Origin of the sequence: Klebsiella sp. HN106 (genome assembly GCF_051209435.1) — a bacterium.
Classification (GTDB): domain Bacteria; phylum Pseudomonadota; class Gammaproteobacteria; order Enterobacterales; family Enterobacteriaceae; genus Klebsiella; species Klebsiella oxytoca.
Map to the genome: position 1 here is coordinate 1 of NZ_JBLURD010000027.1, position 25076 is coordinate 25076.

Annotated in this window: 18 protein-coding genes and 1 pseudogene; 14 read left to right on the forward strand and 5 right to left on the reverse strand. The window is 46.2% G+C overall.

All coding sequences use genetic code 11. From position 1 onward, the window contains the following. Positions 1 to 952: 952 nt before the first annotated feature. The 7 genes and pseudogenes from ACSIPU_RS28835 to ACSIPU_RS28865 all read left to right on the forward strand — a co-directional run bounded on the left by ACSIPU_RS28835 (position 953) and on the right by ACSIPU_RS28865 (position 10931). Positions 953 to 1796: pseudogene (locus ACSIPU_RS28835) on the forward strand (TnsA endonuclease N-terminal domain-containing protein). Beyond that, the gene (locus ACSIPU_RS28840) at positions 1783 to 3906 is read left to right on the forward strand and encodes a transposase (protein WP_000351437.1); all 2124 of its coding nucleotides are present in this window, start codon (positions 1783 to 1785) and stop codon (positions 3904 to 3906) included. The pseudogene ACSIPU_RS28835 and the gene ACSIPU_RS28840 overlap by 14 nt, the downstream one beginning before the upstream one ends. Then, positions 3906 to 5354 (forward strand): ATP-binding protein, encoded by a 1449-nt coding sequence (locus ACSIPU_RS28845; protein WP_001049180.1) that lies wholly within the window; start codon positions 3906 to 3908, stop codon positions 5352 to 5354. Before ACSIPU_RS28840 ends, ACSIPU_RS28845 begins: the two co-directional genes overlap by 1 nt. Before the next feature lie 40 nt (positions 5355 to 5394). Next, positions 5395 to 6951, forward strand: a complete 1557-nt coding sequence (locus ACSIPU_RS28850; RefSeq protein ID WP_198463055.1) for a TnsD family Tn7-like transposition protein — start codon at positions 5395 to 5397, stop codon at positions 6949 to 6951. An 11-nt stretch (positions 6952 to 6962) separates the two neighbouring features. Continuing rightward, entirely contained in the window at positions 6963 to 7889 is a 927-nt protein-coding gene (locus ACSIPU_RS28855; protein WP_000262423.1) for a hypothetical protein, read from the forward strand. Between the two features lie 352 nt (positions 7890 to 8241). After that, positions 8242 to 8541, forward strand: coding sequence for a helix-turn-helix domain-containing protein (locus ACSIPU_RS28860; RefSeq protein ID WP_001097216.1), 300 nt, complete (start codon positions 8242 to 8244; stop codon positions 8539 to 8541). A 563-nt stretch (positions 8542 to 9104) separates the two neighbouring features. Continuing rightward, a complete protein-coding gene (locus ACSIPU_RS28865; protein ID WP_001239419.1) occupies positions 9105 to 10931 on the forward strand; it encodes an AAA family ATPase in 1827 nt (608 codons plus the stop codon). A 168-nt stretch (positions 10932 to 11099) separates the two neighbouring features. Here ACSIPU_RS28865 and copM read toward each other — a convergent pair whose 3' ends face one another. The 4 genes from copM to silR all read right to left on the reverse strand — a co-directional run bounded on the left by copM (position 11100) and on the right by silR (position 14428). Further along, positions 11100 to 11450 carry a CopM family metallochaperone gene (gene copM, locus ACSIPU_RS28870; RefSeq protein WP_000647571.1) on the reverse strand — a complete coding sequence of 117 codons (351 nt, stop codon included), beginning with the start codon at positions 11448 to 11450 and terminating at the stop codon, positions 11100 to 11102. Between the two features lie 147 nt (positions 11451 to 11597). After that, positions 11598 to 12029 (reverse strand): silver-binding protein SilE, encoded by a 432-nt coding sequence (gene silE, locus ACSIPU_RS28875; protein WP_000790485.1) that lies wholly within the window; start codon positions 12027 to 12029, stop codon positions 11598 to 11600. Positions 12030 to 12273: 244 nt separating this feature from the next. After that, positions 12274 to 13755, reverse strand: a complete 1482-nt coding sequence (silS, locus tag ACSIPU_RS28880; RefSeq protein ID WP_000555736.1) for a copper/silver sensor histidine kinase SilS — start codon at positions 13753 to 13755, stop codon at positions 12274 to 12276. Further along, on the reverse strand, positions 13748 to 14428 hold the full coding sequence (silR, locus tag ACSIPU_RS28885) for a copper/silver response regulator transcription factor SilR (RefSeq protein WP_000697968.1): 681 nt from the start codon (positions 14426 to 14428) through the stop codon (positions 13748 to 13750). Before silR ends, silS begins: the two co-directional genes overlap by 8 nt. 189 nt (positions 14429 to 14617) lie before the next feature. On the opposite strand from silR, the gene silC reads away from it, so the two are divergent. From silC to ACSIPU_RS28920, 7 genes are all read left to right on the forward strand, one after another. Continuing rightward, entirely contained in the window at positions 14618 to 16003 is a 1386-nt protein-coding gene (gene silC, locus ACSIPU_RS28890) for a Cu(+)/Ag(+) efflux RND transporter outer membrane channel SilC (protein ID WP_000475507.1), read from the forward strand. Between the two features lie 27 nt (positions 16004 to 16030). Then, positions 16031 to 16384 carry a cation efflux system protein CusF gene (gene cusF, locus ACSIPU_RS28895; RefSeq protein ID WP_001246155.1) on the forward strand — a complete coding sequence of 118 codons (354 nt, stop codon included), beginning with the start codon at positions 16031 to 16033 and terminating at the stop codon, positions 16382 to 16384. Between the two features lie 113 nt (positions 16385 to 16497). Beyond that, positions 16498 to 17790 (forward strand): Cu(+)/Ag(+) efflux RND transporter periplasmic adaptor subunit SilB, encoded by a 1293-nt coding sequence (silB, locus tag ACSIPU_RS28900; RefSeq protein ID WP_001381488.1) that lies wholly within the window; start codon positions 16498 to 16500, stop codon positions 17788 to 17790. Between the two features lie 10 nt (positions 17791 to 17800). Continuing rightward, positions 17801 to 20947 (forward strand): Cu(+)/Ag(+) efflux RND transporter permease subunit SilA, encoded by a 3147-nt coding sequence (gene silA / locus ACSIPU_RS28905; RefSeq protein ID WP_020219104.1) that lies wholly within the window; start codon positions 17801 to 17803, stop codon positions 20945 to 20947. 86 nt (positions 20948 to 21033) lie between these two features. Continuing rightward, complete coding sequence (locus ACSIPU_RS28910) at positions 21034 to 21474, forward strand: DUF411 domain-containing protein (RefSeq protein WP_000758229.1); 441 nt, start codon at positions 21034 to 21036, stop codon at positions 21472 to 21474. A 97-nt stretch (positions 21475 to 21571) separates the two neighbouring features. Continuing rightward, entirely contained in the window at positions 21572 to 24049 is a 2478-nt protein-coding gene (silP, locus tag ACSIPU_RS28915; RefSeq protein WP_001398208.1) for an Ag(+)-translocating P-type ATPase SilP, read from the forward strand. A 40-nt stretch (positions 24050 to 24089) separates the two neighbouring features. Continuing rightward, positions 24090 to 24287, forward strand: coding sequence for a DUF2933 domain-containing protein (locus ACSIPU_RS28920; RefSeq protein ID WP_000843494.1), 198 nt, complete (start codon positions 24090 to 24092; stop codon positions 24285 to 24287). A 33-nt stretch (positions 24288 to 24320) separates the two neighbouring features. Here ACSIPU_RS28920 and ACSIPU_RS28925 read toward each other — a convergent pair whose 3' ends face one another. After that, the gene (locus tag ACSIPU_RS28925) at positions 24321 to 25058 is read right to left on the reverse strand and encodes a peptidoglycan DD-metalloendopeptidase family protein (protein WP_000287501.1); all 738 of its coding nucleotides are present in this window, start codon (positions 25056 to 25058) and stop codon (positions 24321 to 24323) included. Positions 25059 to 25076 lie beyond the last annotated feature (18 nt).

Genomic DNA, 25076 nt, shown 5'->3' on the forward strand with positions numbered 1-25076 from the left:
CTCGTTACAGAGGGTAACATCATCAAGCGCTGTTATATGCTTCGCCTCACCTTCGACGATAACGGTATGGATACCGTATGCTGTAAATCTCATACTATTTTCCAGAACCCAGTTGCGGTATTCGTCGAGTCCACCTTCGGAACCGGTAGCTCTGCGCCACATTTCAATTTGCTTGTGTGATGGGTCAAGTGTACTTGTCATTGAAGCCTCGTCTCAGCGATAACGCTTGAAATAGCCCGCTTTGGTCATCATGAAATTAGCCATCTGACTGGCGATTTGATTGTATCTTACTCATAGTGCCCTACCTATAGGTTAAAAAGGGGCATTTTCGCTTTATAGCGTGTTCAGCAGCATCAATCCTCCCAAGAAAGGCTGGCTTATTAAGCCGGTCCATCATTTTCTGTATATCTCTCATCAATTTTTATATCCGCCCTGGAGTGCACCGTTCAAGCACACCGATTAGGCAGATAGTCACTAGTTAACTCTTTACTAGTGACTAAATTCCATTGATATACGTGACAACGTCACGTCATGAAAGCTTATAAATGCCTATTTTTCATACAATGGGATTTAATTAGGAGTAAATCCCATAGGCTTACATAAGGATGACAATTAAAAGCGTTAAATATCAACCAGATAGAATGATTACCCCCAATTAATGGGCTCATCACATTATTTCACTGGCTGGGGTTATTGCTGGCATATCTGAAAGTGCTAATATGTTAGTCATTAGTAATTAGTAAAGCCTTTACTAAACGCGTTTCTACGTAAATTCTATAGGTTTTATAGTGTCCTGTCCGAGGACAATAAAGTTGTACACAAAGCACTAAAGTTGTAACCATTCTCAAAAAACGACGCTAATGTTGTATACTTACTGAATGTGTGGTTATAGGGTTGGAGACTATAAAATGCACATATAGGTACGTATCAATGTCGTTTTTAGGGTACGATCATGGCTAGGGGTAGGCGTCTCAAATCCTATTTGGATTATGAAAATGCGCTAGGTGACGGCATAGGAGTGGGCTATGGCCAAAGTTATCAGCCCTGGCTTAGAGCTCAGGACGTTAAATCCCGTGGAAACCGTTCGATAGTCTTTGGCCTTAAGACGTTTCGAAACCATCATCTCCTTTCTTCTGTCGAAAGTAACTTTTTCTATCTGGCTGAGTTTAATGACTCGGTGATTGATATCCGGGAACAATTCCCACTCTTTCCTCTCCGGCTTACCCAACAAATAGCAAATCATCTACATTTTCAACATCCTATGGTGAGGGGAGTAAGAGGAGTACCTGTCGAAGTTCTGAATGTTATGACAACCGATTTTTTACTGACCTTGAGAACTCCTGAAGGCGGACTTCGATACAAAGCTATAGCAGTAAAACATAACGAGAGCATACCTGAACGCGAAGCCCAAAAACTTGAAATAGAGAGGATGTTTTGGCAGTTGATTGATGTTGAGTTTCAAATTTATGTTGGCTCGGAACTCAATAACGTCGTCGGTAAAAACATTTGCTGGGCTACTTCTGTATTAAGAGATGGTTCTGAATTTTATGATAAATATCCTCTTGATAAAATCCTATGGAAGCTTAAACCAGATGTTTATCCCATAGTAGGACTACGTGCAATGATTTCATCAATCTTTGGGGTAGATGCACAAGAAGCGATGATGTTATTGCAGGCAATGATTGGATTAAAAATGATAAATGTTGGATTTATCATATCCAATACTCGAAACCGGTCTGATAAAGATAATTTCCAATGACCACTATATAGGACTGAACGCAAATGGATATTATTAGGAATTCAGTCTGGCTCTCTCAAGGCACTGATTTGCTTGCAGAGGGACTTTACCGTGTTTTGGATTTTGACAGAAAGGTCGATTTGTTAATTTTGTTTAAAATAAAATCAGAAAGAACGGGTAAGCCAATCCCTTTCTCATTTTCAATGTTTAAATATTATATTGAATCAAATAGCATAACTTGTAAAGATTATATATATCCTTCATATATGTTAGTAGATGAGAAAGAATTAACAGATAAAGACAGAGGAAGGCGAGATGAAAATTACAATATCATTAAAGATCTTGTAGATGACAGAATGTTTCTGTTCGACTATGCATTACATAAAAAGTCGCACCTTTTAATGGATTACTCAAGAAATAAAAAAATATCACAATATACTATCAGAACGCTTCTGGCGTTGTATTGGCGACATGGGCAGGATATTTATGCATTGCTACCCGCATTCTCGAACTGTGGCGCCGCTGGGAAAAGTAGAATCAAACATGAAATTAAACTTGGGAATTCCAAAAAAAACAGAGCATTACCTAATGAACGATCACGTGTTTTCATTCTTAATGAAAGAGATATAAATAATATTAGAAAATCTCTCATTACGTATCATTATAAAGTTAACGGAGATACGATAAAGAAAACATTAGAGAGACATATTGATTTGTATTTTAGGGATGAAATTAAAACAGCAAACCTAGAAAATAGAGCTCCATATGTTCCTTCTTTAAAACAATTTTCATACTGGAATAAAAAACTCTTCACTAAAGATTTCTCGATAAATAAGAAGAACACGAAAAAAGAAATAGACCTCAAAATGCGGGCGCTTTTAGGTAGTGTGGCTAATACAACTGTTTTGCCGGGTGATGTTTTCGAAATAGACTCAACTGTCGCTGATGTACATCTTATTTCGAGTTTAAACAGACGAAAAGTCATTGGGCGTCCTACTATTTATACAGTGGTGGATCGTGCAACAAGAATGATTGTTGGCCTTCATGTTTCTTTATACCATGCTTCATGGCGAGCCGCCCGACAAGCGTTAGCAAATTGCTTTATGCCAAAAAAAGAATATTGTAGATTATTTGGAATCTCTATTACTGATGATGATTGGCCTTGTTCTCACATTCCATTAACATTGATGTGTGACAACGGGGAGATGATTGGTCTTAAACCTCAGGAAGAGATGACCCCCCTGACAAAACTTGAGTTTGCGCCAGTCGGTAGAGGCGACAGAAAAAGCATTGTTGAACGCTGTTTCGGCATTCTGAATGATGAGGTTATTCATAGGCTTATTGGAACAACACGAAGGGGAAAGATTGTTAAAGGAGAGCCAACACCGCAATCCAGGGCTTGTTTAACGATTCAGGAGGTCACGTCTTTACTGATTCGGGAGATACTTGCACATAATCAGAGAACGTATGAGGAACTGGCTTATATCAATCCCTTACTGATTGAAAATGATCTCGTAATATCACCAAAAAATAGTTGGATGATAAGCTTAAAGCACGGGAGATTCAGCGCAAGAGCCGTTGGGGCCGACGAAGTGATCGCACGATTGTTAATCCCTGTGAACGCTAACATTACCGCCGGTGGGATTCAGTACAATAATCTTTTTTATGAATGTGATCCTGAAATTGCATCAGGTGTCAGAGTATTTGGAAGAACCACTTGTGAAGCAAGAATAGATGACAATTGCGTAGATTATATATATGTAAGATTTGACAAAAATAGCATTTTCAAAAAACATTACCTACTTAAGAAAAGAGATGTATTTAAAGGGAAAGCTCATCTTGATACAGATGTAATGGCTGATTGGGTAGATACTCAAAAAGAAATTAATTTATTTACTCTGGATTCGCTCAGCAATATCAATAATAAAGATGAATTTAACAGGAAAGGTAACGAAAGATTAAATGAAATATACGAATCTCGCCGGGTACATGGTAAAGATATTAAAAAGAACAGGAAAAATGAACTTGATTCATTAGGGCGAACTCATGTTGCTAATGGAAGATCTGAACCCCTACTTCCTTCATCCAGTAATGTTCTGCTTTTGCCTGGCCGGGAGGAGAAACAAAGATGGTTAAAAGGTAAGAAGAAGACTGAGGACGCAGAATAATGAATCTTATACGGCGCGTTTCAGCGATATATAAAGAACAGGAGTTACCTGAGTATCGTGGCAATCCCTTAATTGAAGCACTTCCTGAAGCGCTTACGGAAGATGAAGTACTTCTGGAAATGAGTTATTTCCCCGAAATTGACGAAAAAATCCGCTGGACTGCCCCGGCGAATGTTAGAGAGCAGTATGTCGAACGTATAAAGAAATTCCGTTGCCCTCAAACCAATCTTATCCAGGCTTATAAGATGATCTTACGGGCACTTAGGGAAAGCTATGCAGCTCGTAATCCTTTAAAAAGCGGAACAATTCAATATCTTCATTACTATGGAAATGAGCGTCCTGATATTGAGCCAGAAAGTGGATATTTTAAATCCCAGGCTGAAACTATTACGATAGTTGGAATGAGTGGTTCTGGAAAAACTACCATGATTGAGCAAGTCATGGATCATTTCCCTCAGATTATAGAACACAGCAGCTATAAAGGAGTTTTTCCCGGCTTCAGTAAGCAAATTGTATGGGTAAAGATTAATTGTCCATACAATTCAAGTGTGAGAGACCTTTGTGAAGAGATTTTACAAAAATTAGATGATGCAATTGGTATTGAACGAACTACACCTGAGATTAGAAATGGTGCTCTGGCTCGCCAGATTGCACAAAGAATTAAATCATCATTTTTGGGTATCCTTGTTATTGATGAAATGCAGAGGCTTAAATTTTCAAGAACCGGGGGTGAGAGTAAGTTGATTGATTTTTTACATGAAATTGTAGATTCCATGGGGGTATCTATGGTTTTTTGTGGAAATCATCCTTTTGACGAGACGCTGACAAAGAAAATGAGAATTGCCAGGCGGGCAGAGTCTGGTGGTTACATGAAAATTAAGAATGTTAGATACGATTCACAAGACTGGCAATCGTTTATTCATTATTTATGGCCATTACAATGGACAAATGTTGAAACTCCATTAAATGATGAGTTAAACGAAAAATTATTCATTTTATCTAAAGGCAATATTGGATTGGCTCAGATGATTTATCGGGGGGCACAATTAAAGGTTATCGGTAGCGGCAATGAAATCATCACTGGCGCAGTCTTGTCGGCCTCTGTACCGGTACTCGTGAGTCATACGGAGGAATATAAGGATACTCCACTCCCGGGGGCCGCGACTGAAGATGAGGAAGCTAAATGGCTCTCTGCATCTAATGAGGGTGATGCTTCGGCTAAAATCATGGCAGAGAAGTCCCTAAAGTCTTTGATCCCTGGGGATATAGACAGGCCACAGCACAAGGAATTCGTAGGAAAAATAGACGAGGTTTTGCGCAATTTCGACGAGAAAATACTGTCTCTTGACCACGATCTTGTTATCAACAGAACAGCTGAAAAGAAAAATACCTACGATGCTCTTCAGCGTTGCGGGCTTATAAATATAGATCCACTTAATAAATTGTAATGAGGTAACAGTTCGTAACGGTCAAAGAGAGGTGTGGGAAATGAGAATGTTGCCTGTTTTGCCTGATGAATCCTTGTTCAGCCGGTTTTGTCGGACAACTACCGTGTACGGTATGTCCCCATCTTCTCTGTTAACGATCATTTTCAACAAACCTGATATGAACGTCCATCCAATTCTCAATTCAGGATTAAAGGCTATTTCTCTTCATACATCCGAAAGTGCAGATCAGCTCTGGCATGAACAGACTTTACTCCCTCTTTTTGCCTGGGCACTACCAATCAGTCGTAATGAAATTATGGATTTCAACACGACCCCTGCCAGGCTTAATCGATTGTGCCGCCTTAGTAATTTTTCACTAGGGCAGCGCACACTATTGAAGTTTTGCCCGGTTTGCGCTCGTGAAGATACTTTTCATTATGGTGTTACTTATTGGCATCTGGCGCATCAGCTTCATGGGGTTACAACCTGCCATCGGCATCCGGTAGCGCTTGAAAGCATCCATGTCCCTTCTTCACCGCACATACGTATTGGACTGATGCCTCCTGTTTCGTATACAGAACAACTTAGCAATGAGATAGACTTCGATTTTGCTAAGTTTTGTTATGAGTCCCTAAATATAATCAGAAGAAAAGATATTACACACCCCAATTACATGGATGTACTTAAAAAGTTGAATTTATTATCATTGGATGGAAATTTAAAGAAAAATGTATTCTACGCACATGTTTATGCTAAGTGCCAGTTATTTGGGGAGGGTTCATCGGGACTTATACCAACATCCCTAACTGATTATCATTACTGGGAGCCTATACTCAAAGACAAATGTTGTCAGCATCCCACAAAGCATCTTTTGCTTTGTTATTGTTTGTTAAATACTTGCTGGCCAACGTATGCAGGAAGTCGTACTAATAAAAAGAAAGAAATCTTTAAAAGTCATAAGAAATACAGTTTTCATATAGTTGAAAATAATACTAGTGTTAGCAACCTTGGGAAGGAATTTAGTCGCAGCAGATGTTACATTAAAACACTTATTTATAAAAAATACCTGAGGGCGTTTAAGCGAAACACAAAAATTAATATATTCACTGAATTGCTTATCAAGTCTATGACTGTAAGGGGGTTTAGTCTGGCATCCATAGCTGAGAAAAACTCATTATCGGAAGGAGCTGTATCCTCTGTAATTTCATCTTGTTACGGTTTATGCTCATGGCGTAAAAAATGTAAAAAAGATTCTTTAAGACGGCGTCATAAGCAGAAAATATTAAGATTTATACATAATCAATCCGTTTCTATAACACGAAAGTTAGTCAAAGAAAGTTGTTATGCAAGTTTCTATTGGCTAAATAAACATGAATGTGACTGGCTTAATTCCTGTCTTCCTAAAACAATACGATGCTATAAAAATAAAAGAGTAGACTGGAGCGAGAGAGATATTATCTCATCATCATTAATAAATGATGTTTTATCTCAGGGGCAGTACTCGATGTCACTTACAAGTCTAGATGCTTTACTGGGAGGGCATGGCTGGCTTTTGAAATACAGAGATAAACTACCAATGACAATGATACTTCTCAGAAAAATGGAACTAATTAAATAAGAGGGAGTTATATGGTTTACGAAAATGAATTGTGGCACAGTTTTCTTCTGCGTTCACAGATAATGTATAACTTATCCAATTGCAGGAACATAATATCAAAGCATGGCGCACTAAGGTACGATGCCTTTCCTCGTTTCGAACTGATTGATATGTACAAATTGCATAGCTTGCAGGATATATATGACATTCTTGCCACTAGAAATGGTTATATACTAACTTCCAATATAGTGTCGTTATCTTCTGGTGTTTACGGGTATTTTAACGCTGTTGAAGATGCCTGTCGGAAAAATTTTCACATAACTAATTCATATCCATTGGTAAACATCTCAAACATTCGTTACTGTCACAAATGTATTGTTGAAGATATACACTCTAAAGGCATTGGTTATCTGCGTCATAGATGGTTGTTTGAATCTAAATGTGCAGTTCATAGTACCAGTTTATATGAGGTTTGTTTTGATAACTATTTGAATGCAGTGAAAGGACTTAGTGACTTAATTATAAGTGGAATAAATCCTCATGGTTATTGTTCCCTTGTGGTTGACGTTTCAAACCCTTTCAAAAATCCAGTGTATATATTACCATGTGCACGTAATAAAATTTTAAAATGGATTTCGGACAATAAAAATATGCTGATTTACTTTCTCTTTGATCTCTTCAAATGTAAGTCGCATTCAAGTTTATCTAAGGTTATCGAAGTCAAGATAATGCATGATAGATATATTTCTGCGGTGTTCAAGATGTTAAGTGAAGTTAATTTTTGTAATTTCAACTCATTTATTTCTGATATTTTTGAGGACGTAAGTTATGCCTCTATCGGACTTGATGATTATTCTGTTAATGTGCATTTTCTCAGGCTAAGGGCTGCAGATTGTAAATTTTGCCAGTTGAATGGTAAATATTTTTGCTCACTTTACAATGTAAAACTTCTTCGCTAATTTCACTTCATTTATAAAATACTAAGAAAGCTAGTTAGATAAGGTTTTATATTTTGACTGGGGCAGGAATAAATTATCACTCATAGAGTTTCCCTGGGGGTTACCACCTGTGTATGATGCCGGTTAGCAACAACGTCTAAAAGACCTGCGATCACGTGGGTCCCTCTCCAGCAAAGGGGCAAGGGGTGCTATATAACGGTGTACTGCTTACCCAATACGGCCTTGTATTTGAAAGATGCCGCATCTTGGCAGGATTCGTATTACAGCCTATAGTCTGTTAATGAGCATTACAGCCTATATGCTGTAAATCCCTGCGTTATGCTTGTTAACTCGTCGATACGGAAGGTCACTTATGAACACTCAATACGCTTTGAAGACTTTGAATCAGTTACGTCCTGTTTTAATCGGCTTTCGCAAAGCCAATGGACTGACGCAAAAAGATGTTTCTGAACGTTTGGGTATAACACAGCAAACTTATGCCCGACTAGAGGCCAACCCTGCAAGTGCGGGTTTTGAGCGTTTGTTTAGGGTGTTCAGCGTCCTTGGAGTGGAGATCGTACTTTCATCCAGGGAACCATTGTCAGATGCAAAGCCCGAATACGGAGCTATGCACAATTATTCTTCACTTCCAGCCAGGCGGGAGAAATGGTGACGCCTGGCGCTTCCCGGTCTAATTTTTCTTCAACAAGATTAACCCCTTAGCGGCCTGAAGTATCAGGTTGCGATAGAGCCTTTCATTTCTTCTGTTATGTTAAATACACCATTTTGAGCTATTTCGCTCGGCCTTAAATTATCTCTTCATTCTTCAGTGAAAATTTTATGTCGATCACATTATCGATGAATTTAGGAAATAATCCGTAAATGAAAATCTATCTTCTTTTAAATTCATCAGTGTCAGTAGCAAATATTACGCATAAAAGAATGGTTATTATTATCATTTAAATTATAAAGCTCATGAGTCAATTCCAAAAAATATAATAAGCATTGAAATCATTACCCGTGATTCTGGAGTTTTAACTTTGCCATGTAACCAACCACAAGTTAGTTTCCGGTGTTTTGAGGGGCAGTAAAGTTCTGAAAGCGCGACCAGATCATAATCCCGAAATGTCGTTAAGATATTCTGAATAACGGTTATCCCTGCTTGTTGGCAGGCATTTGAAAATATATTTTGTATTCAGGTTGCAGCAAAACGCTTTCTTACACACAGGACTTCATATGCGGCTCAGAAAATTAAAACTGAAAAACTTCAGAGGCTACAGAAACTCTACTGAAATCATTATTGATGAAAGCATGACGGGTATTGTCGGTCGTAATGACTTTGGGAAATCAACGCTTCTGGAAGCGCTGGCTATTTTTTTTGAAACAGAAGGAATGAAGGCTGACAAGAATGACATGAACTGTTTCAGCCTAAGAGAAGGGGACGGCCGTTTTGAAATAGCCTGTGAATTTGATGACCTGCCCGATTTTATCATGATCGACGACAGGGTGCAGACCACGCTCGCCTCAGAACATCTGCTGAATGAGGACGGCAATTTTGAAATCGTCAAAACGTTTAAAGCAACGACCTCAGGAAAACCGGAGCAGACCTGCATCCGCTGCATCCACCCGGATGAGGAGCCCCTGAGAAATTTACTGGGCATGAAAATTTCTGAGCTCAAGGCGGTGGGAAAAGAAGTTGAAAAAAATGTGGCGGATAAACGCACTGCATCGTTATGGCGTCAGGCCATCAGGGAAGCCGCAGCCCCCTATACCTGTTCGGAAATTATGCTGGATGTCGATAAAGAGTTCGGAACCGACACAAAATCATTATGGGGTAAGATCCTCGATTTGCTGCCCACGTATGCGATTTTCAAAGCCGACAGGGAAAGCAGCGACGGGGATTCCGAAGCTAAAAACCCCTTACAGCAGGCCGTAAAAGACGCTCAGGCTGCGCTGCAGGACAAAATTACAGCGCTGGAAAATGAGATTCAGGACAGCGTCCTGGATGTCGCACAGAGAACGCTGGATAAATTACGTGAAATGGCCCCCGAACTCGCCAGTGAACTGACTCCACGATTTAAGGAGAAACCCAAGTGGACCTTCAATTTCACCCTGGACGGGGAAAATGGCATCCCCATCAATAAGCGCGGCAGCGGGATAAGGAGGCTTATCCTGTTGAATTTTTTTCGGGCTGAGGCTGAAAAGAATGTCGCGGGGACGCCCAGAAATGTGATTTATGCCATAGAGGAGCCTGAAACGTCACAGCATCCGAACTATCAGATGATGCTGATGAAAGCGTTACTGGCACTGGCAGGCCAGCCGCACCGTCAGATTATCGTCACCACCCATGTCCCGGCGCTGGCCGGATTAATCCCTGTCGAAGGCGTACGTTATGTTACCCGAAATGAGGCGGGTGAACCCGTAGTAAAAATGCCGGATGACGCAGTGCTGAAGGAAGCCACTGAAAGCCTGGGGGTGCTGCCAGAGACCGGTATGGAAAGGGCGCAGGGGATTGTTCTGGTAGAGGGAAAGTCGGATGTTACTTTCCTGAGGCATGCGGCCAGTTCATTAAAACAGTCAGGTGCGCTGCCAGCCTCTCTGGAGGACGTGAAAATAGTGCCAGTCCTCATAGGAGGGTGTGGTAGCGTCAAACACTGGGTTACATTGAATCTGGCCAAAGATCTGGGGCTTCCCTGGTGCGTATTTCTGGACTCCGATATTGGGGGAGACCCTGCACAGGTTCTGTCCATCCAGAAGCGTAAAAAAGAAGTAGAGGAGGCCGGTAAGGTATTTTTCGCTACGCGCAAACGTGAGATAGAAAACTATCTGTGCCCGGATCTTATCGAGGAAATTACTGGTGTAGCCGTCACGTTTACGGACACCTGTGACGCTAAAAAAATAATCGGCCGGGCTGTGGGAATGAAACCCGATAATGTACTAGATAAATTCTGGCCTCAGATGACATCAGAAAGAATCATCTCAAGATCAACCTATCATGACGGAACGCAGGAGAGAAGCGAGCTGGTTGAGATCCTGAGCGACATTGTATCCATGACGAGATAATGTATTAAATAAGCATCTCAGGTGCATATATTCCGGTCCTCAACAAAGGACCGGAGTACAGAGTAGTAAAAACCCGAAATTAATCGGGTTTGAATTATATAAAGATTAACCGACTCCCGCGCCCAGGAACGATGTAAAATCACGCTTGTCGTGACATTTCTACAATGTTTACTTTTGACTATCAAGCCATTTATTCATCTGCTCAATTTCACCTTTTTGAGCTTTAATGATGTCCTGCGCGAGCTTTCTCATTTTCGGATCTTTTCCGTATTTGAGCTCGGTCTCAGCCATTGCTATTGCCCCTTCATGGTGCGCTACCATGCCTTTCGCAAAAGCCTTGTCGGGATCGGACTCATTTACGGCAGCCATCATTTTGTCATGCATGTCTTTCATGCCAGCCATATATTCCTGTGACGAAGCCGAGGTAGACATATCAGTCATTTTCATTTCTGAATGTTCTGCTGAAATCGCTGGCAGGGATAACATTAATACTGCAAATAAAGTGTTTCTGGCTTTCATAAAAAATATCCTTTTAGCGTTGATGCCCGTTAACTGTAGCAGAATCTGATAAAAATGCCCCCTGTAGGGGGCAAAGATGTTGCCATATATCCGGTTACGGAAAAATCTATCAAGGAAATAAGGACAGCACAGATACTTCCCTCGCCGTCAGCCTGCACTGAGCATGCGACGATGCGCTTCGGCCATGGCCTGATGTGGGCCAGACTGACCGTTATTCATAAATTCATGGGCAACTGCAGCTCTTTCATGCTCATTCATTGCCGCTAATGACTTCGACGGCCCGGTAGGGGAAACGGTCTGACTTCCCATCATCCTCTGATGACTTTCCACCATTTTCTGGTGCGCATCCGCCGACCCGTTCGTCATGGTTTCATGAGCAATAATGGCCTGTTCATGCTGGTCCATACCGGCCATACGAGGTGCAGTCCCCTGGATCCCGACAGGAGCCGCAGCAGACTGCATCTGGTGAGCAGGTGCCTGTGCATTGTTGACCCGCTCATGGATATTCACGGTTTCAGTGGCCCAGGCCGAAGAAATTAAGCCAAAGCCCAGCAAGGATGCTAATACGATATTTTTCATGATAACTCTCCATTTCTTAATTAGTGATGTCCGGGGGAGTACAACCGGTGTTTTCAGTTCCATAACTGAAACAGGTTCGGAAGTGTTTATTTCTCCGGGAGGGGACTGGATATTCATTTCCTGGCGTCCACTGACGCCGGATATTGATAAAGCAATCCAGCCTTCCTGATAAGTTGCACTAATTATATCGAATGGCTTCTGTTTGCTGCATGACAGGCTAATGACATCTTTGTCATTTAAATCTTTATTCCCAGCACTGGGTGTCCGGAATCATTTTCTCCAGTCTGGGCACGGATAAGATAAAACGCGTTGAGTGTACGTCCGATTCCACCTGCACTCTTCCGTGATGTGCTTCCACGATTGACTTCACAATCGCAAGGCCGATGCCGCTGCCTTCTCCTTTTCGTTGTCTGGACGGATCCACCCGATAAAAACGGTCAAACAACCTTGATAAATGCTCTTCAGGGATTGGTTTCCCCGGATTTTCAATCACAAGGTCAAAAAAGCTCTCCTGCTCTCTTATTGAGACGGTGATTGCCTGTCCCTCCGGGGTATAACGCAGGGCATTGGATAACAGATTATTGATCGCCCTTCTGAACATTTGTGGATCTCCCTCAACCAGGCAGGGCATCCCGTTAAATTTGAGCGTGATATTGCGTTCTTCGGCCCAGGCTTCGAAAAACTCGAAGACTTTCATGACTTCCGCTCTGAGGTCAAACATGACCCTGTCAGGTATCAGCTGATTATTATCTGCCTGTGCCAGGAACAGCATATCGCTGACCATTTTGGTCATCCGGTTATACTCTTCAAGACTGGAATAGAGGACATCCTCAAGTTCCCTCTGTGTTCGATCCTGACTCAGTGCGATTTCAGTCTGCGTCACCAGATTGGTGATGGGCGTTCTGATCTCATGCGCGATATCGGCAGAGAAATTGGCCTGGCGGGTAAAGACATCCTCAATCTTTCCAATCATATGATTGAACGAGATAACCAGTTGCTCCAGCTCAATGGGAACGCGTGTCGGTTCCAGTCGCGCATCAAGATTCTCGGAGGTGATGTTTTTAATGGCATTGCTGACATTACGAAGGGGCAGGTGCCCCTGACGGACAGCGATTCGAATGATCAGAACAATCAACAGGCTTATCACGACGGCAATCGCAATCAGGTTCTTTTTCAGCGCATCGAGGTAATGGAGATGGAAATTAATGGATAGGCCAGTCAGCATGACATAGTTCTGCTGTTTGCCCTGAAATATCGCCTGACCAGAGGAGGCGATAATCCTGTATGTTTCCATCTTCATTTCGGACCCGGTATCCATCGGTCCCGCAGGATCCTCCACCGTCCAGAGAAAGACATCCCGTGCGCGGCTGTGCTCGCTAAAATCTGCTGAATTCACTGCCGGGCGTAGTGCCGCCCCCTGAGCTGAGCTAAAGAGCACTTCCCCCCTGGGATTGAGGAGCAAAAGGGCAACGTTGCGGTAGCTGGCAATTGATTCCTTTATTTTGCTTATTTTTTTATCATCCGGATCCACCGGGGACTGCAGTATACGGTTCAGTGTGGTGCTGATTTGTTGAAGATCGCTGACATCCTGCTCGGCAAAATGATTTTCAACAGAATGCAGCATAAACCAGGTGAATGCGATAAAAGCCAGTATCGTGGACAGGCTGATAAAAAAGGTCAGCCGCAGAGCGAGTGAGAAAGGGCGTCTGGAAGGTTTGCTATGCATCCGGGACCTCCAGCATGTAGCCCACGCCCCGGACTGTCTGGATCAGCTTTGTCTCGTAATCGTTGTCTATTTTAGCGCGGAGTCGCTTTACTGCGACATCGATCGCATTAGTGTCGCTGTCAAAATTCATGTCCCAGACCTGAGAGGCAATCAGGGAGCGGGGAAGAACCTCTCCCTGATGGCGAATGAAGAATTCCAGCAGGCTGAACTCTTTACTGGTGAGCACAATGCGGTTTCCGGCGCGACTGACTTTTCTGGATACGAGATCAATCGAGAGGTCAGCCACCTTAAACTGGCTTTCCGTGATCATCGTGTTTCCCCGCCTCAGAAGGGTTCTCACCCGGGCGAGCAGTTCGGCAAACGCAAAGGGTTTAACCAGATAATCGTCCGCACCCAGTTCCAGTCCTTTGACCCTATGTTCGATCGTGCCGAGGGCTGTCAGCAGTAAGACCGGCATACCCTTTCCGGCAGTGCGCAGCATGCGGATGATATCCCAGCCGTTCACATCAGGTAGCATGATATCCAGAATGACTAAATCATACTCGGCTGTCATGGCGAGATGATATCCGGTAAGACCATTATCAGCGTGATCCACTACGAACCCTGCCTCTGTAAGCCCTTTGCTGAGATATTCACCTGTTTTAATTTCGTCTTCGACGATCAATATTTTCATCTTGCTCCCCGGCTGGCTGCTAATGTCATTCTATTGCGCCCACGATCGTTATCAACGGATTACAGCAAAAATGACAACATTGTCATTATCCTGTCACCCGGCAAACAGAGAGCGTTAGGTAAAGTACCCCTATCAATACTCTGGACTTCATTTGAACCATTTACCAGGTCTGCCTGGACGAGAAGCGTTATGTTCAAATTAAAATTACTCAGCATTAGCACGATATTCATCCTGGCAGGCTGCGTGTCGCTTGCGCCTGAATATCAGCGGCCCGCAGCACCGGTACCCCAGCAGTTTTCACTGTCCCATAACAGCCTGACGCCAGCGGTAAATGGCTATCAGGATACGGGCTGGCGTAACTTTTTTGTCGATCCCCAGGTTACCCGGTTGATCGGTGAAGCTCTGACTAATAACCGTGATTTGAGAATGGCTGCCCTGAAGGTTGAAGAGGCCCGAGCCCAGTTCAACGTCACGGATGCAGATCGTTATCCCCAGCTGAATGCCTCATCCGGGATAACATACAGCGGTGGTCTGAAAGGTGACAAGCCGACCACACAGGAGTACGACGCGAGACTGGAGCTCAGCTATGAGCTCGATTTTTTCGGCAAACTTAAGAACATGAGTGATGCTGATCGCCAGAACTACTTTGCCAGCGAAGAAGCCCGTCGGGCCGTACACATCCTGCTGGTATCCAACGTTTCACAAAGCTATTTCAGCCAGCAACTGGCGTACGAACAACTTCGTATTGCGCGGGAAACGCTGAAAAATTATCAACAGTCCTATGCTTTCGTTGAGCAGCAGCTCGTGACCGGGAGTACGAACGTTCTGGCACTTGAACAGGCGCGAGGACAAATCGAAAGTACCCGCGCCGAAATAGCCAAACGAGAAGGCGATCTGGCTCAGGCAAACAATGCCCTGCAACTGGTGCTGGGAACGTACCGCGCACTTCCGTCAGAAAAAGGGATGAAAGGCGGGGAGATAGCCCCAGTAAAATTGCCACCAAATCTGTCTTCACAAATTTTGCTGCAGCGACCGGATATTATGGAAGCGGAATATCAGCTGAAAGCGGCTGATGCCAATATTGGCGCAGCGCGAGCGGCCTTTTTCCCCTCAATTACCCTGACCAGTGGTCTTTCCACAAGCAGTACGGAGCTGTCCAGCCTGTTTACGTCAGGAAGTGGAATGTGGAATTTTATCCCTAAAATTGAAATTCCTATATTTAATGCTGGCAGGAATAAAGCCAATCTGAAGCTGGCTGAAATTCGCCAGCAACAGTCGGTGGTTAATTACGAACAAAAAATTCAGTCAGCCTTTAAGGATGTTTCCGACACGCTTGCGCTGCGCGACAGCCTTAGCCAGCAACTTGAGTCACAGCAGCGTTATCTTGATTCACTTCAGATAACTCTCCAGCGTGCCAGAGGATTGTATGCAAGTGGTGCTGTCAGTTACATCGAAGTGCTGGATGCAGAACGTTCCCTCTTCGCTACCCAGCAAACCATTCTCGATCTTACCTATTCCCGGCAGGTTAACGAAATTAATCTGTTTACCGCGCTGGGTGGCGGTTGGGTAGAGTAAATTTATTTAATTAATCAGGAAATTAAAATGCGTAATTCACTTAAAGCCGTTTTATTTGGTGCCTTCTCTGTCATGTTTTCTGCCGGTCTTCATGCTGAAACACATCAGCATGGCGATATGAATACTGCCAGTGATGCTTCGGTACAGCAAGTTATCAAGGGCACCGGTGTCGTTAAAGACATTGATATGAATACTAAGAAAATCACCATTTCGCATGAAGCAATTCCAGCGGTGGGCTGGCCTGCAATGACCATGCGCTTTACTTTTGTTAATGCAGACGATGCTATTAATGCCCTGAAAACAGGCAACCATGTCGATTTCTCGTTTATTCAGCAGGGCAATATCTCCTTACTCAAAAGCATTAACGTGACGCAGTCCTGATTGGCTGTCCGGAGCGATTACATCCTGTGCGCCTGTACATTCACATAGGTATATGTGTGAGTTAACCGTCAGGCGCATATGCCAGGTGTTTTGATTTTTTAGCGGAAAATTGTATGGCTTCTTTAAAGATAAAATATGCTGCAATAATTATCAGCAGCCTCATAGCAGGGGGGCTGATATCGGTTACTGCCTGGCAGTATGTAAACTCATCACAAAAAACAGTACAAACCGAACAAAAGGCACCGGAGCGAAAGGTACTTTTCTGGTATGACCCGATGAAACCGGATACCAAATTTGATAAACCCGGAAAATCGCCCTTTATGGATATGGACCTGGTGCCAAAATATGCTGATGACAGTGGCGATAAAAGCAGTGGCGGGATCCGTATCGACCCAACCCAGGTTCAGAATCTGGGATTAAAAACGCAAAAAGTCACGCGAGGAATGCTGAATTATTCTCAGACAATCCCGGCTAATGTCAGCTATAACGAGTATCAGTTTGTTATTGTGCAGGCGCGTTCTGACGGGTTTGTCGAAAAAGTCTACCCCATGACGATTGGCGATCATGTGAAGAAGGGGACGCCACTTATCGATATTACCATTCCGGACTGGGTGGAAGCACAGAGTGAATTCCTTCTGTTATCCAGCACCGGTGGTACTTCCACGCAAATTAAAGGCGTTCTGGAACGGCTTCGCCTGGCAGGTATGCCGGAAGAGGATATTCAGAGACTGCGTTCTACCCGGAGCATTCAGACCCGTTTTACCATTAAAGCACCTATTGATGGTGTCATTACTGCATTTGACCTGCGCACCGGCATGAATATTTCGAAAGATAAGGTGGTGGCTCAGATTCAGGGAATGGACCCGGTCTGGATCAGCGCTGCAGTGCCAGAATCTATCGCCTATCTGCTGAAAGATACGTCGCAGTTTGAAATTTCGGTACCGGCTTATCCGGATAAAACATTCCATGTCGAAAAATGGAATATTCTTCCCAGCGTGGATCAGACAACCCGTACGCTTCAGGTCCGTCTCCAGGTTTCTAATAAGGATGAGTTTCTCAAGCCGGGCATGAATGCCTATCTGAAACTGAATACCAGAAGCCAGGAGATGCTGCTGATACCAAGCCAGGCCGTTATCGATACCGGCAAAGAACAGCGCGTGATTACTGTTGATGATGAAGGCAAGTTTGTGCCGAAACAGATCCACGTTCTGCATGAGTCACAGCAACAGTCCGGCATCGGCTCCGGCCTGAATGAAGGCGATACCGTGGTGGTCAGTGGCCTGTTCCTCATTGACTCTGAAGCCAATATTACGGGCGCACTGGAACGTATGCGCCACCCTGAAAAAACAGAAAGCAGTATGCCAGCAATGTCTGACCAGCCTGTAAATATGCATTCAGGGCACTGAGGAGACGACGATGATTGAATGGATTATCCGGCGCTCTGTCGCCAACCGTTTCCTGGTCATGATGGGGGCCCTGTTTCTCAGCATCTGGGGCACATGGACGATTATTAACACGCCTGTCGATGCCTTGCCTGACCTGTCAGATGTGCAGGTCATTATCAAAACCAGCTATCCCGGCCAGGCCCCGCAGATTGTAGAAAACCAGGTCACCTATCCACTTACCACCACCATGCTGTCCGTGCCTGGCGCAAAAACCGTGCGTGGTTTTTCACAGTTCGGTGATTCGTATGTGTATGTCATTTTTGAAGACGGCACCGATCTGTACTGGGCCCGTTCCCGCGTGCTGGAGTACCTGAACCAGGTACAGGGAAAACTGCCCGCCGGTGTGAGTTCTGAAATCGGTCCGGACGCCACGGGGGTGGGCTGGATATTTGAATATGCCCTTGTCGATCGCAGCGGAAAACACGACCTTTCAGAACTGCGTTCTCTGCAGGACTGGTTCCTGAAATTTGAGCTGAAAACCATCCCGAACGTGGCTGAGGTCGCTTCGGTTGGCGGCGTGGTGAAACAGTACCAGATTCAGGTCAATCCGGTAAAATTGTCTCAGTATGGTATCAGCCTGCCCGAAGTGAAACAGGCCCTTGAATCGTCTAACCAGGAGGCCGGTGGCTCATCCGTTGAAATGGCCGAAGCTGAGTATATGGTCCGTGCCAGCGGTTATCTTCAGAGCATTGATGATTTTAATAACATCGTCCTGAAAACAGGCGAGAACGGCGTGCCGGTTTATCTGCGGGATGTTGCCCGCGTGCAGACCGGGCCTGAAATGCGGCGTGGTATTGCCGAGCTGAACGGCCAGGGCGAAGTCGCTGGCGGCGTGGTGATCCTGCGGTCGGGTAAAAATGCACGCGACGTTATCACGGCAGTGAGGGATAAACTTGAGACGCTGAAGGCCAGCCTGCCGGAAGGCGTTGAAATCGTGACCACCTACGATCGCAGCCAGCTCATCGACCGGGCGATTGATAACCTCAGTTCCAAACTTCTGGAAGAGTTTATCGTGGTGGCCATCGTCTGTGCCCTGTTCCTGTGGCACGTACGTTCTGCCCTGGTGGCGATTATCTCTCTGCCGCTTGGTCTGTGTATCGCCTTTATCGTCATGCACTTCCAGGGACTGAACGCCAATATCATGTCGCTGGGAGGGATAGCGATTGCCGTCGGTGCGATGGTGGATGCCGCCATTGTGATGATTGAGAATGCGCATAAGCGGCTTGAGGAGTGGGATCATCAGCATCCGGGTGAGCAGATTGACAACGCCACCCGCTGGAAGGTGATTACCGATGCCTCCGTTGAAGTGGGACCCGCACTGTTTATCAGCCTGCTGATCATCACCCTGTCCTTTATTCCTATCTTTACCCTGGAAGGTCAGGAAGGACGTCTGTTTGGCCCGCTGGCATTCACGAAAACGTACTCCATGGCGGGCGCGGCCGCGCTGGCCATCATCGTCATTCCGATTCTGATGGGATTCTGGATCCGGGGGAAAATTCCTGCAGAGACCAGTAACCCCCTGAACCGGGTACTGATCAAAGCGTATCATCCATTGCTGTTGTGGGTTCTCCACTGGCCAAAAACAACCCTGCTGGTTGCGGCCTTGTCCATTTTCACCGTTATCTGGCCGCTGAGCCAGGTGGGCGGTGAGTTTCTGCCGAAGATTAACGAGGGCGACCTGTTGTATATGCCGTCGACCCTGCCGGGTGTCTCTCCGGCTGAAGCTGCAGCGCTCCTGCAGACGACGGACAAGTTAATCAAAAGCGTTCCTGAAGTGGCCTCTGTATTTGGCAAGACCGGTAAAGCAGAGACCGCCACGGATTCCGCACCGCTCGAAATGGTTGAAACCACGATCCAGCTCAAACCTGAGGATCAGTGGCGTCCAGGCATGACGATTGACAAGATTATTGAAGAACTCGACAGGACCGTCCGTTTACCGGGGCTGGCAAACCTCTGGGTGCCGCCAATCCGTAACCGTATTGATATGCTCTCAACCGGGATCAAAAGCCCGATAGGTATCAAGGTGTCCGGAACGGTTCTGTCCGATATCGATGCAACGGCGCAGAGTATCGAAGCGGTCGCCAAAACCGTACCCGGCGTAGTGTCTGCTCTCGCAGAGCGACTGGAAGGCGGGCGCTACATTGATGTGGATATCAACCGGGAAAAAGCCTCCCGCTACGGAATGACGGTGGGCGATGTGCAGCTGTTCATCTCATCAGCCATCGGCGGCGCGACGGTAGGGGAAACGGTTGAAGGCGTGGCCCGGTACCCGATTAATATCCGCTATCCGCAGGATTACCGGAACAGCCCGCAGGCCCTGAAACAGATGCCGATCCTGACCCCGATGAAGCAGCAGATCACGCTGGGCGATGTTGCGGATATTAAGGTCGTTTCCGGGCCGACTATGCTGAAAACGGAAAATGCCCGTCCAGCCAGCTGGATTTACATTGACGCGCGCGGCAGGGATATGGTGTCGGTGGTTAATGACATTAAAACGGCGATCAGTCAGAAAGTGAAACTGAGACCGGGTACCAGCGTGTCATTCTCCGGACAGTTTGAACTGCTTGAGCATGCCAACAAGAAACTGAAGCTGATGGTGCCGATGACGGTGATGATCATCTTCATCCTGTTGTATCTGGCATTCCGCCGGGTTGATGAAGCCCTGCTGATCCTGATGAGCCTGCCGTTCGCCCTGGTTGGCGGGATATGGTTCCTGTACTGGCAGGGCTTCCATATGTCTGTCGCAACCGGAACGGGGTTTATCGCTCTGGCCGGGGTGGCAGCAGAGTTTGGCGTGGTCATGCTGATGTATCTGCGTCATGCCATTGACGCGCACCCGGAATTGTCCCGTAAAGAGACGTTCACACCGGAAGGCCTTGATGAAGCCCTCTATCATGGTGCCGTACTGCGTGTCCGGCCGAAAGCCATGACCGTGGCGGTGATCATTGCGGGTCTGCTGCCAATACTCTGGGGAACCGGTGCAGGTTCAGAAGTCATGAGCCGTATCGCGGCACCCATGATTGGTGGGATGATCACGGCTCCGCTGCTGTCCCTGTTCATTATTCCTGCCGCCTACAAATTAATCTGGCTGCGCAGACATAAAAAAAGCGTGTCCTGAACCTGAAAGGGCACCCCCTGTGGGTGTCCTTCTTTACTGATTCACCCTGACGTCAGGGTTTATATCGATAATATACAGAGGTGAGTATGAAAAAAGTGGTTCTAATGGCGCTGGCTCTCGGCCTTTCACTACCCGCGATGGCGAGTGAAAAAGTCATTGATATGTACAAATCTGAAAACTGTGGCTGTTGTTCCCTGTGGGGCAAAGCGATGGAAAAAGACGGGTTCGAAGTACGAACTCACGTCATGAATGATCAGGCGCTGTCAGCCCAGAAAGAAAAGCATGCTATTCCTGCAGGACTACGAAGTTGTCATACCGCGGTTGCCGGTAATTTGATCATTGAAGGCCATGTGCCTGCGACAACGATACATAAGGCAATGCAGTCTGGTTCGGGTATATACGGTCTCGCCACCCCCGGTATGCCAGCAGGAAGTCCTGGAATGGAGATGGGAGCCCGAAAAGAGGCTTACGATGTTATCGCATTCTCACCGGATGGAAGTAAAAAAGTCTTCCAGCGAATCGAATAGTCAGCGGAACGGCTGATAACGGGACGCCGGTAGCAGGCACTCCTGTGCCGGCGATATTCGTGGTAATCGCATCCATGACATACCCTGAAGACAGAAAATGCTTCAGATATGCATAAGGAGAGTTACAGTGAAAAATAACAATGCAGTGCAACACAACAACCAGACTGCTTCTGAGCAGACATTATCCCCGGACGAGGGCCACGTATTGCATAAGGTGAGAGATCCCGTGTGCGGGATGGCCATCCTGCCCGACAGGGCGCACAGCAGCATTCGATACCAGGACCATCAACTTTATTTCTGCTCCGCCAGCTGTGAGAGTAAATTTAAAGCCCATCCCGATCGTTATCTTACCGAAGATGCCAGTGAACATTCCCATCACCATCACCACGATCATCACGAAGTCAGCCCTGATCAGATAAAACAGCCTCACCACCAGGCGGAAAAAGAGAATTCTGAAGGTGTGTGGACATGTCCGATGCACCCGGAGATACGCCGCAGTGGTCCCGGAAGCTGTCCTGTCTGTGGAATGGCACTGGAGCCGCTCGTAGCTACGGCATCCACGGGGCCGAGTGATGAACTTCACGACATGACAAGACGCTTCTGGCTGGGGTTGTTGCTGGCGTTTCCGGTTCTGGTACTCGAAATGGGATCTCATCTGTTTCCCGACTTGAGGAATACAGTACCGCCACAGTACAACACATGGCTGCAGTTGCTTCTGGCCTCCCCTGTCGTGTTGTGGTGTGGCTGGCCATTCTTCGCCCGGGCCGGAATGTCGTTACGTAACCGCTCCCTGAATATGTTTACCCTTGTTGCAATGGGGACCGGCGTAGCCTGGGTTTACAGCGTCATTGCAACCGTCTTCCCCTCCTGGTTTCCTGCATCGTTCAGAAACATGGATGGCCTGGTGGCCGTTTATTTTGAAGCCGCAGCAGTTATTACGGTGCTTGTTCTGCTGGGACAGGTTCTTGAGCTGCGGGCACGGGAACAAACCTCAGGCGCCATTACTGCGCTTCTGAACCTTGCCCCCAAAACCGCCAGACGGCTGGATCATGACGGTCATGAAACGGATATTAATGCGGAAGATGTCCTGCCTGGCGATAAGCTCCGCATCAGACCTGGAGAGAGTATTCCGGTCGACGGTATCGTGATCGAAGGCAAAACAACCGTTGATGAATCGATGGTGACCGGGGAGTCTATGCCGGTTACCAAAACGAAGGATGACCCTGTCATTGGGGGGACGATTAATCAGACAGGGAGTCTTATCATCCGTGCAGAGAAAGTCGGTGATGAAACGATGCTCTCACGAATTGTTCAGATGGTCGCTGATGCACAGCGTTCGCGTGCCCCCATCCAGAGAATGGCTGACAGCGTTTCAGGCTGGTTTGTTCCTCTGGTGATACTTATCGCGGTTGTTGCTTTCGTGATCTGGTCTGTCTGGGGGCCCGAGCCCAGGATGGCGCACGGTCTGATTGCGGCTGTGTCGGTCCTGATTATTGCCTGCCCCTGCGCACTGGGGCTGGCCACACCGATGTCGATAATGGTGGGGGTAGGCAAAGGAGCCCAGGCCGGGGTGTTAATCAGGAATGCCGAAGCCCTTGAGCGTCTTGAAAAAGTGGACACGCTGGTTGTCGACAAAACAGGCACGCTCACGGAAGGTTCGCCTACGGTGACAGGGATTATCAGTCTCAATCCGGGTGGGGAAGCATCTCTTTTACGTGTAGCGGCCGCAGTGGAAAAAGGCTCGCAGCATCCGCTGGGTATGGCTGTAGTCCGGGCAGCCCAGCACAGGGGGATCATGATACCCGCAGTCAGTGATTTCAATGCTCCGTCGGGGAAAGGTGTTTCAGGCGATGTTGAAGGTCAACGGGTTGTTATTGGTAATGAACTGGCTATGCAGGAAAACAGTATCGTTATTGATAATCAAAAGGCCGTTGCGGATAAGTTGCGGATGGAAGGCGCTACCGTTATCTATGTGGCCACAGATGGGTACCTTGCAGGCCTGATAGCTATCTCGGATCCCGTGAAAGCAACCACGCCGGATGCGCTTAAAGCTTTGCGTCAGGCGGGGATCCGCATTGTTATGCTCACCGGGGATAACCAGCTTACTGCTGAAGCAGTCGCACGGAAACTGGGAATAGATGAGGTTGAAGCCGGGATTCTGCCGGATGGCAAAAAAGCAGTGATAACCCGACTGAAAGCGTCTGGCCATGTGGTTGCGATGGCCGGAGACGGTGTGAATGATGCCCCGGCGCTGGCAGCGGCTGACGTGGGAATAGCCATGGGAACGGGTACAGATGTGGCAATTGAAAGTGCCGGAGTCACCCTTCTCAAAGGCGACTTGATGATACTGAACAGGGCCCGTCATCTGTCAGAGATCACCATGAAAAATATCCGTCAGAATCTGTTTTTTGCATTTATCTACAACGCACTTGGCGTGCCTGTGGCTGCAGGTCTGCTTTATCCTGTGTATGGAATACTGCTGTCGCCAGTTATTGCGGCGGCGGCCATGGCTCTTTCCTCCGTCAGCGTCATTGTGAATGCGTTGCGTCTGAAAAGTGTCAGGCTCGGGAAATAACACTGAGTGAAGGGTCAGTTACGAACAGAAGGAGTCCAGTATGAAAAGTACCACCTATGCGCTTATTGCTGTCGCCGCGATCGCGGCATTTGCCCTCCTGCGCGAACACTGGTCACATGTGGCAGGTTACTGGCCATATCTGTTATTGCTGGTCTGCCCGCTAATGCATCTTTTCCACGGCCACGGAGGGCATGGAGATCATCAACATCACGGAAGTGAAAACGATAAAAAAAATTAATCCGGCAGACGGGGCCGCGTCGCGGTCCCGTTATCAGTCCAGGTATCGTTCGTAGTCTCTGGCATGCGCAAAGGCATGCTGTTCGAGTTTGTTATCAGCGGGTGCCGCTGCCCGGAACGCCAGAGAGTTAACAGGGTTGTTATTGATGACCAGCTCGTAATGCAGATGAGGACCGGATGAACGTCCGCTGTTACCGGATAACGCAATAGCACCTCCCCGTGTAACCCTGGCCCCTTTAGTAACGAGTATTTTATTGAGGTGGAGATAGCGAGTTTTAACACCGGCTTTTCCCGTTACTTCAACAAAATATCCCATGGTACTGTTGTATTCGGCCCGGGTGATTTTTCCGTCGATGACGCTGACTATTTTCGTGTTCATGGGCATGGAATAATCAATGCCATTATGGGGACTCACTTTTCCCGATACCGGGTTAAGTCTTGCAGGATTGAAAGGCGAACTGAGTCTTGCTGTGGCCGGTAACGGATAATCGAGACTGCCTTTCCCGGAAGTATCGGAAAGGTTATAGAACTTTTTATCTGATATACGATACGCCGTGTAATTAAATGAACCGGACGTAAATTTATAGGCCACGACACGTGATTTTCCCGCTTTCTTTTGCAGTACGAGTTTTAATGATTCATTTTTTTTCAAATGCCGCAGATTAAACCGGGAAGGCAAGGAGCGCTGAAGAGTAGCGATCTCGTTCGATTCCAGCCCCGAGCGGGTGGCTGAAAGGTAGGCATTTTCTTTTACGACATCGGTAGAATACATTTACTGGAATTCGCCGTT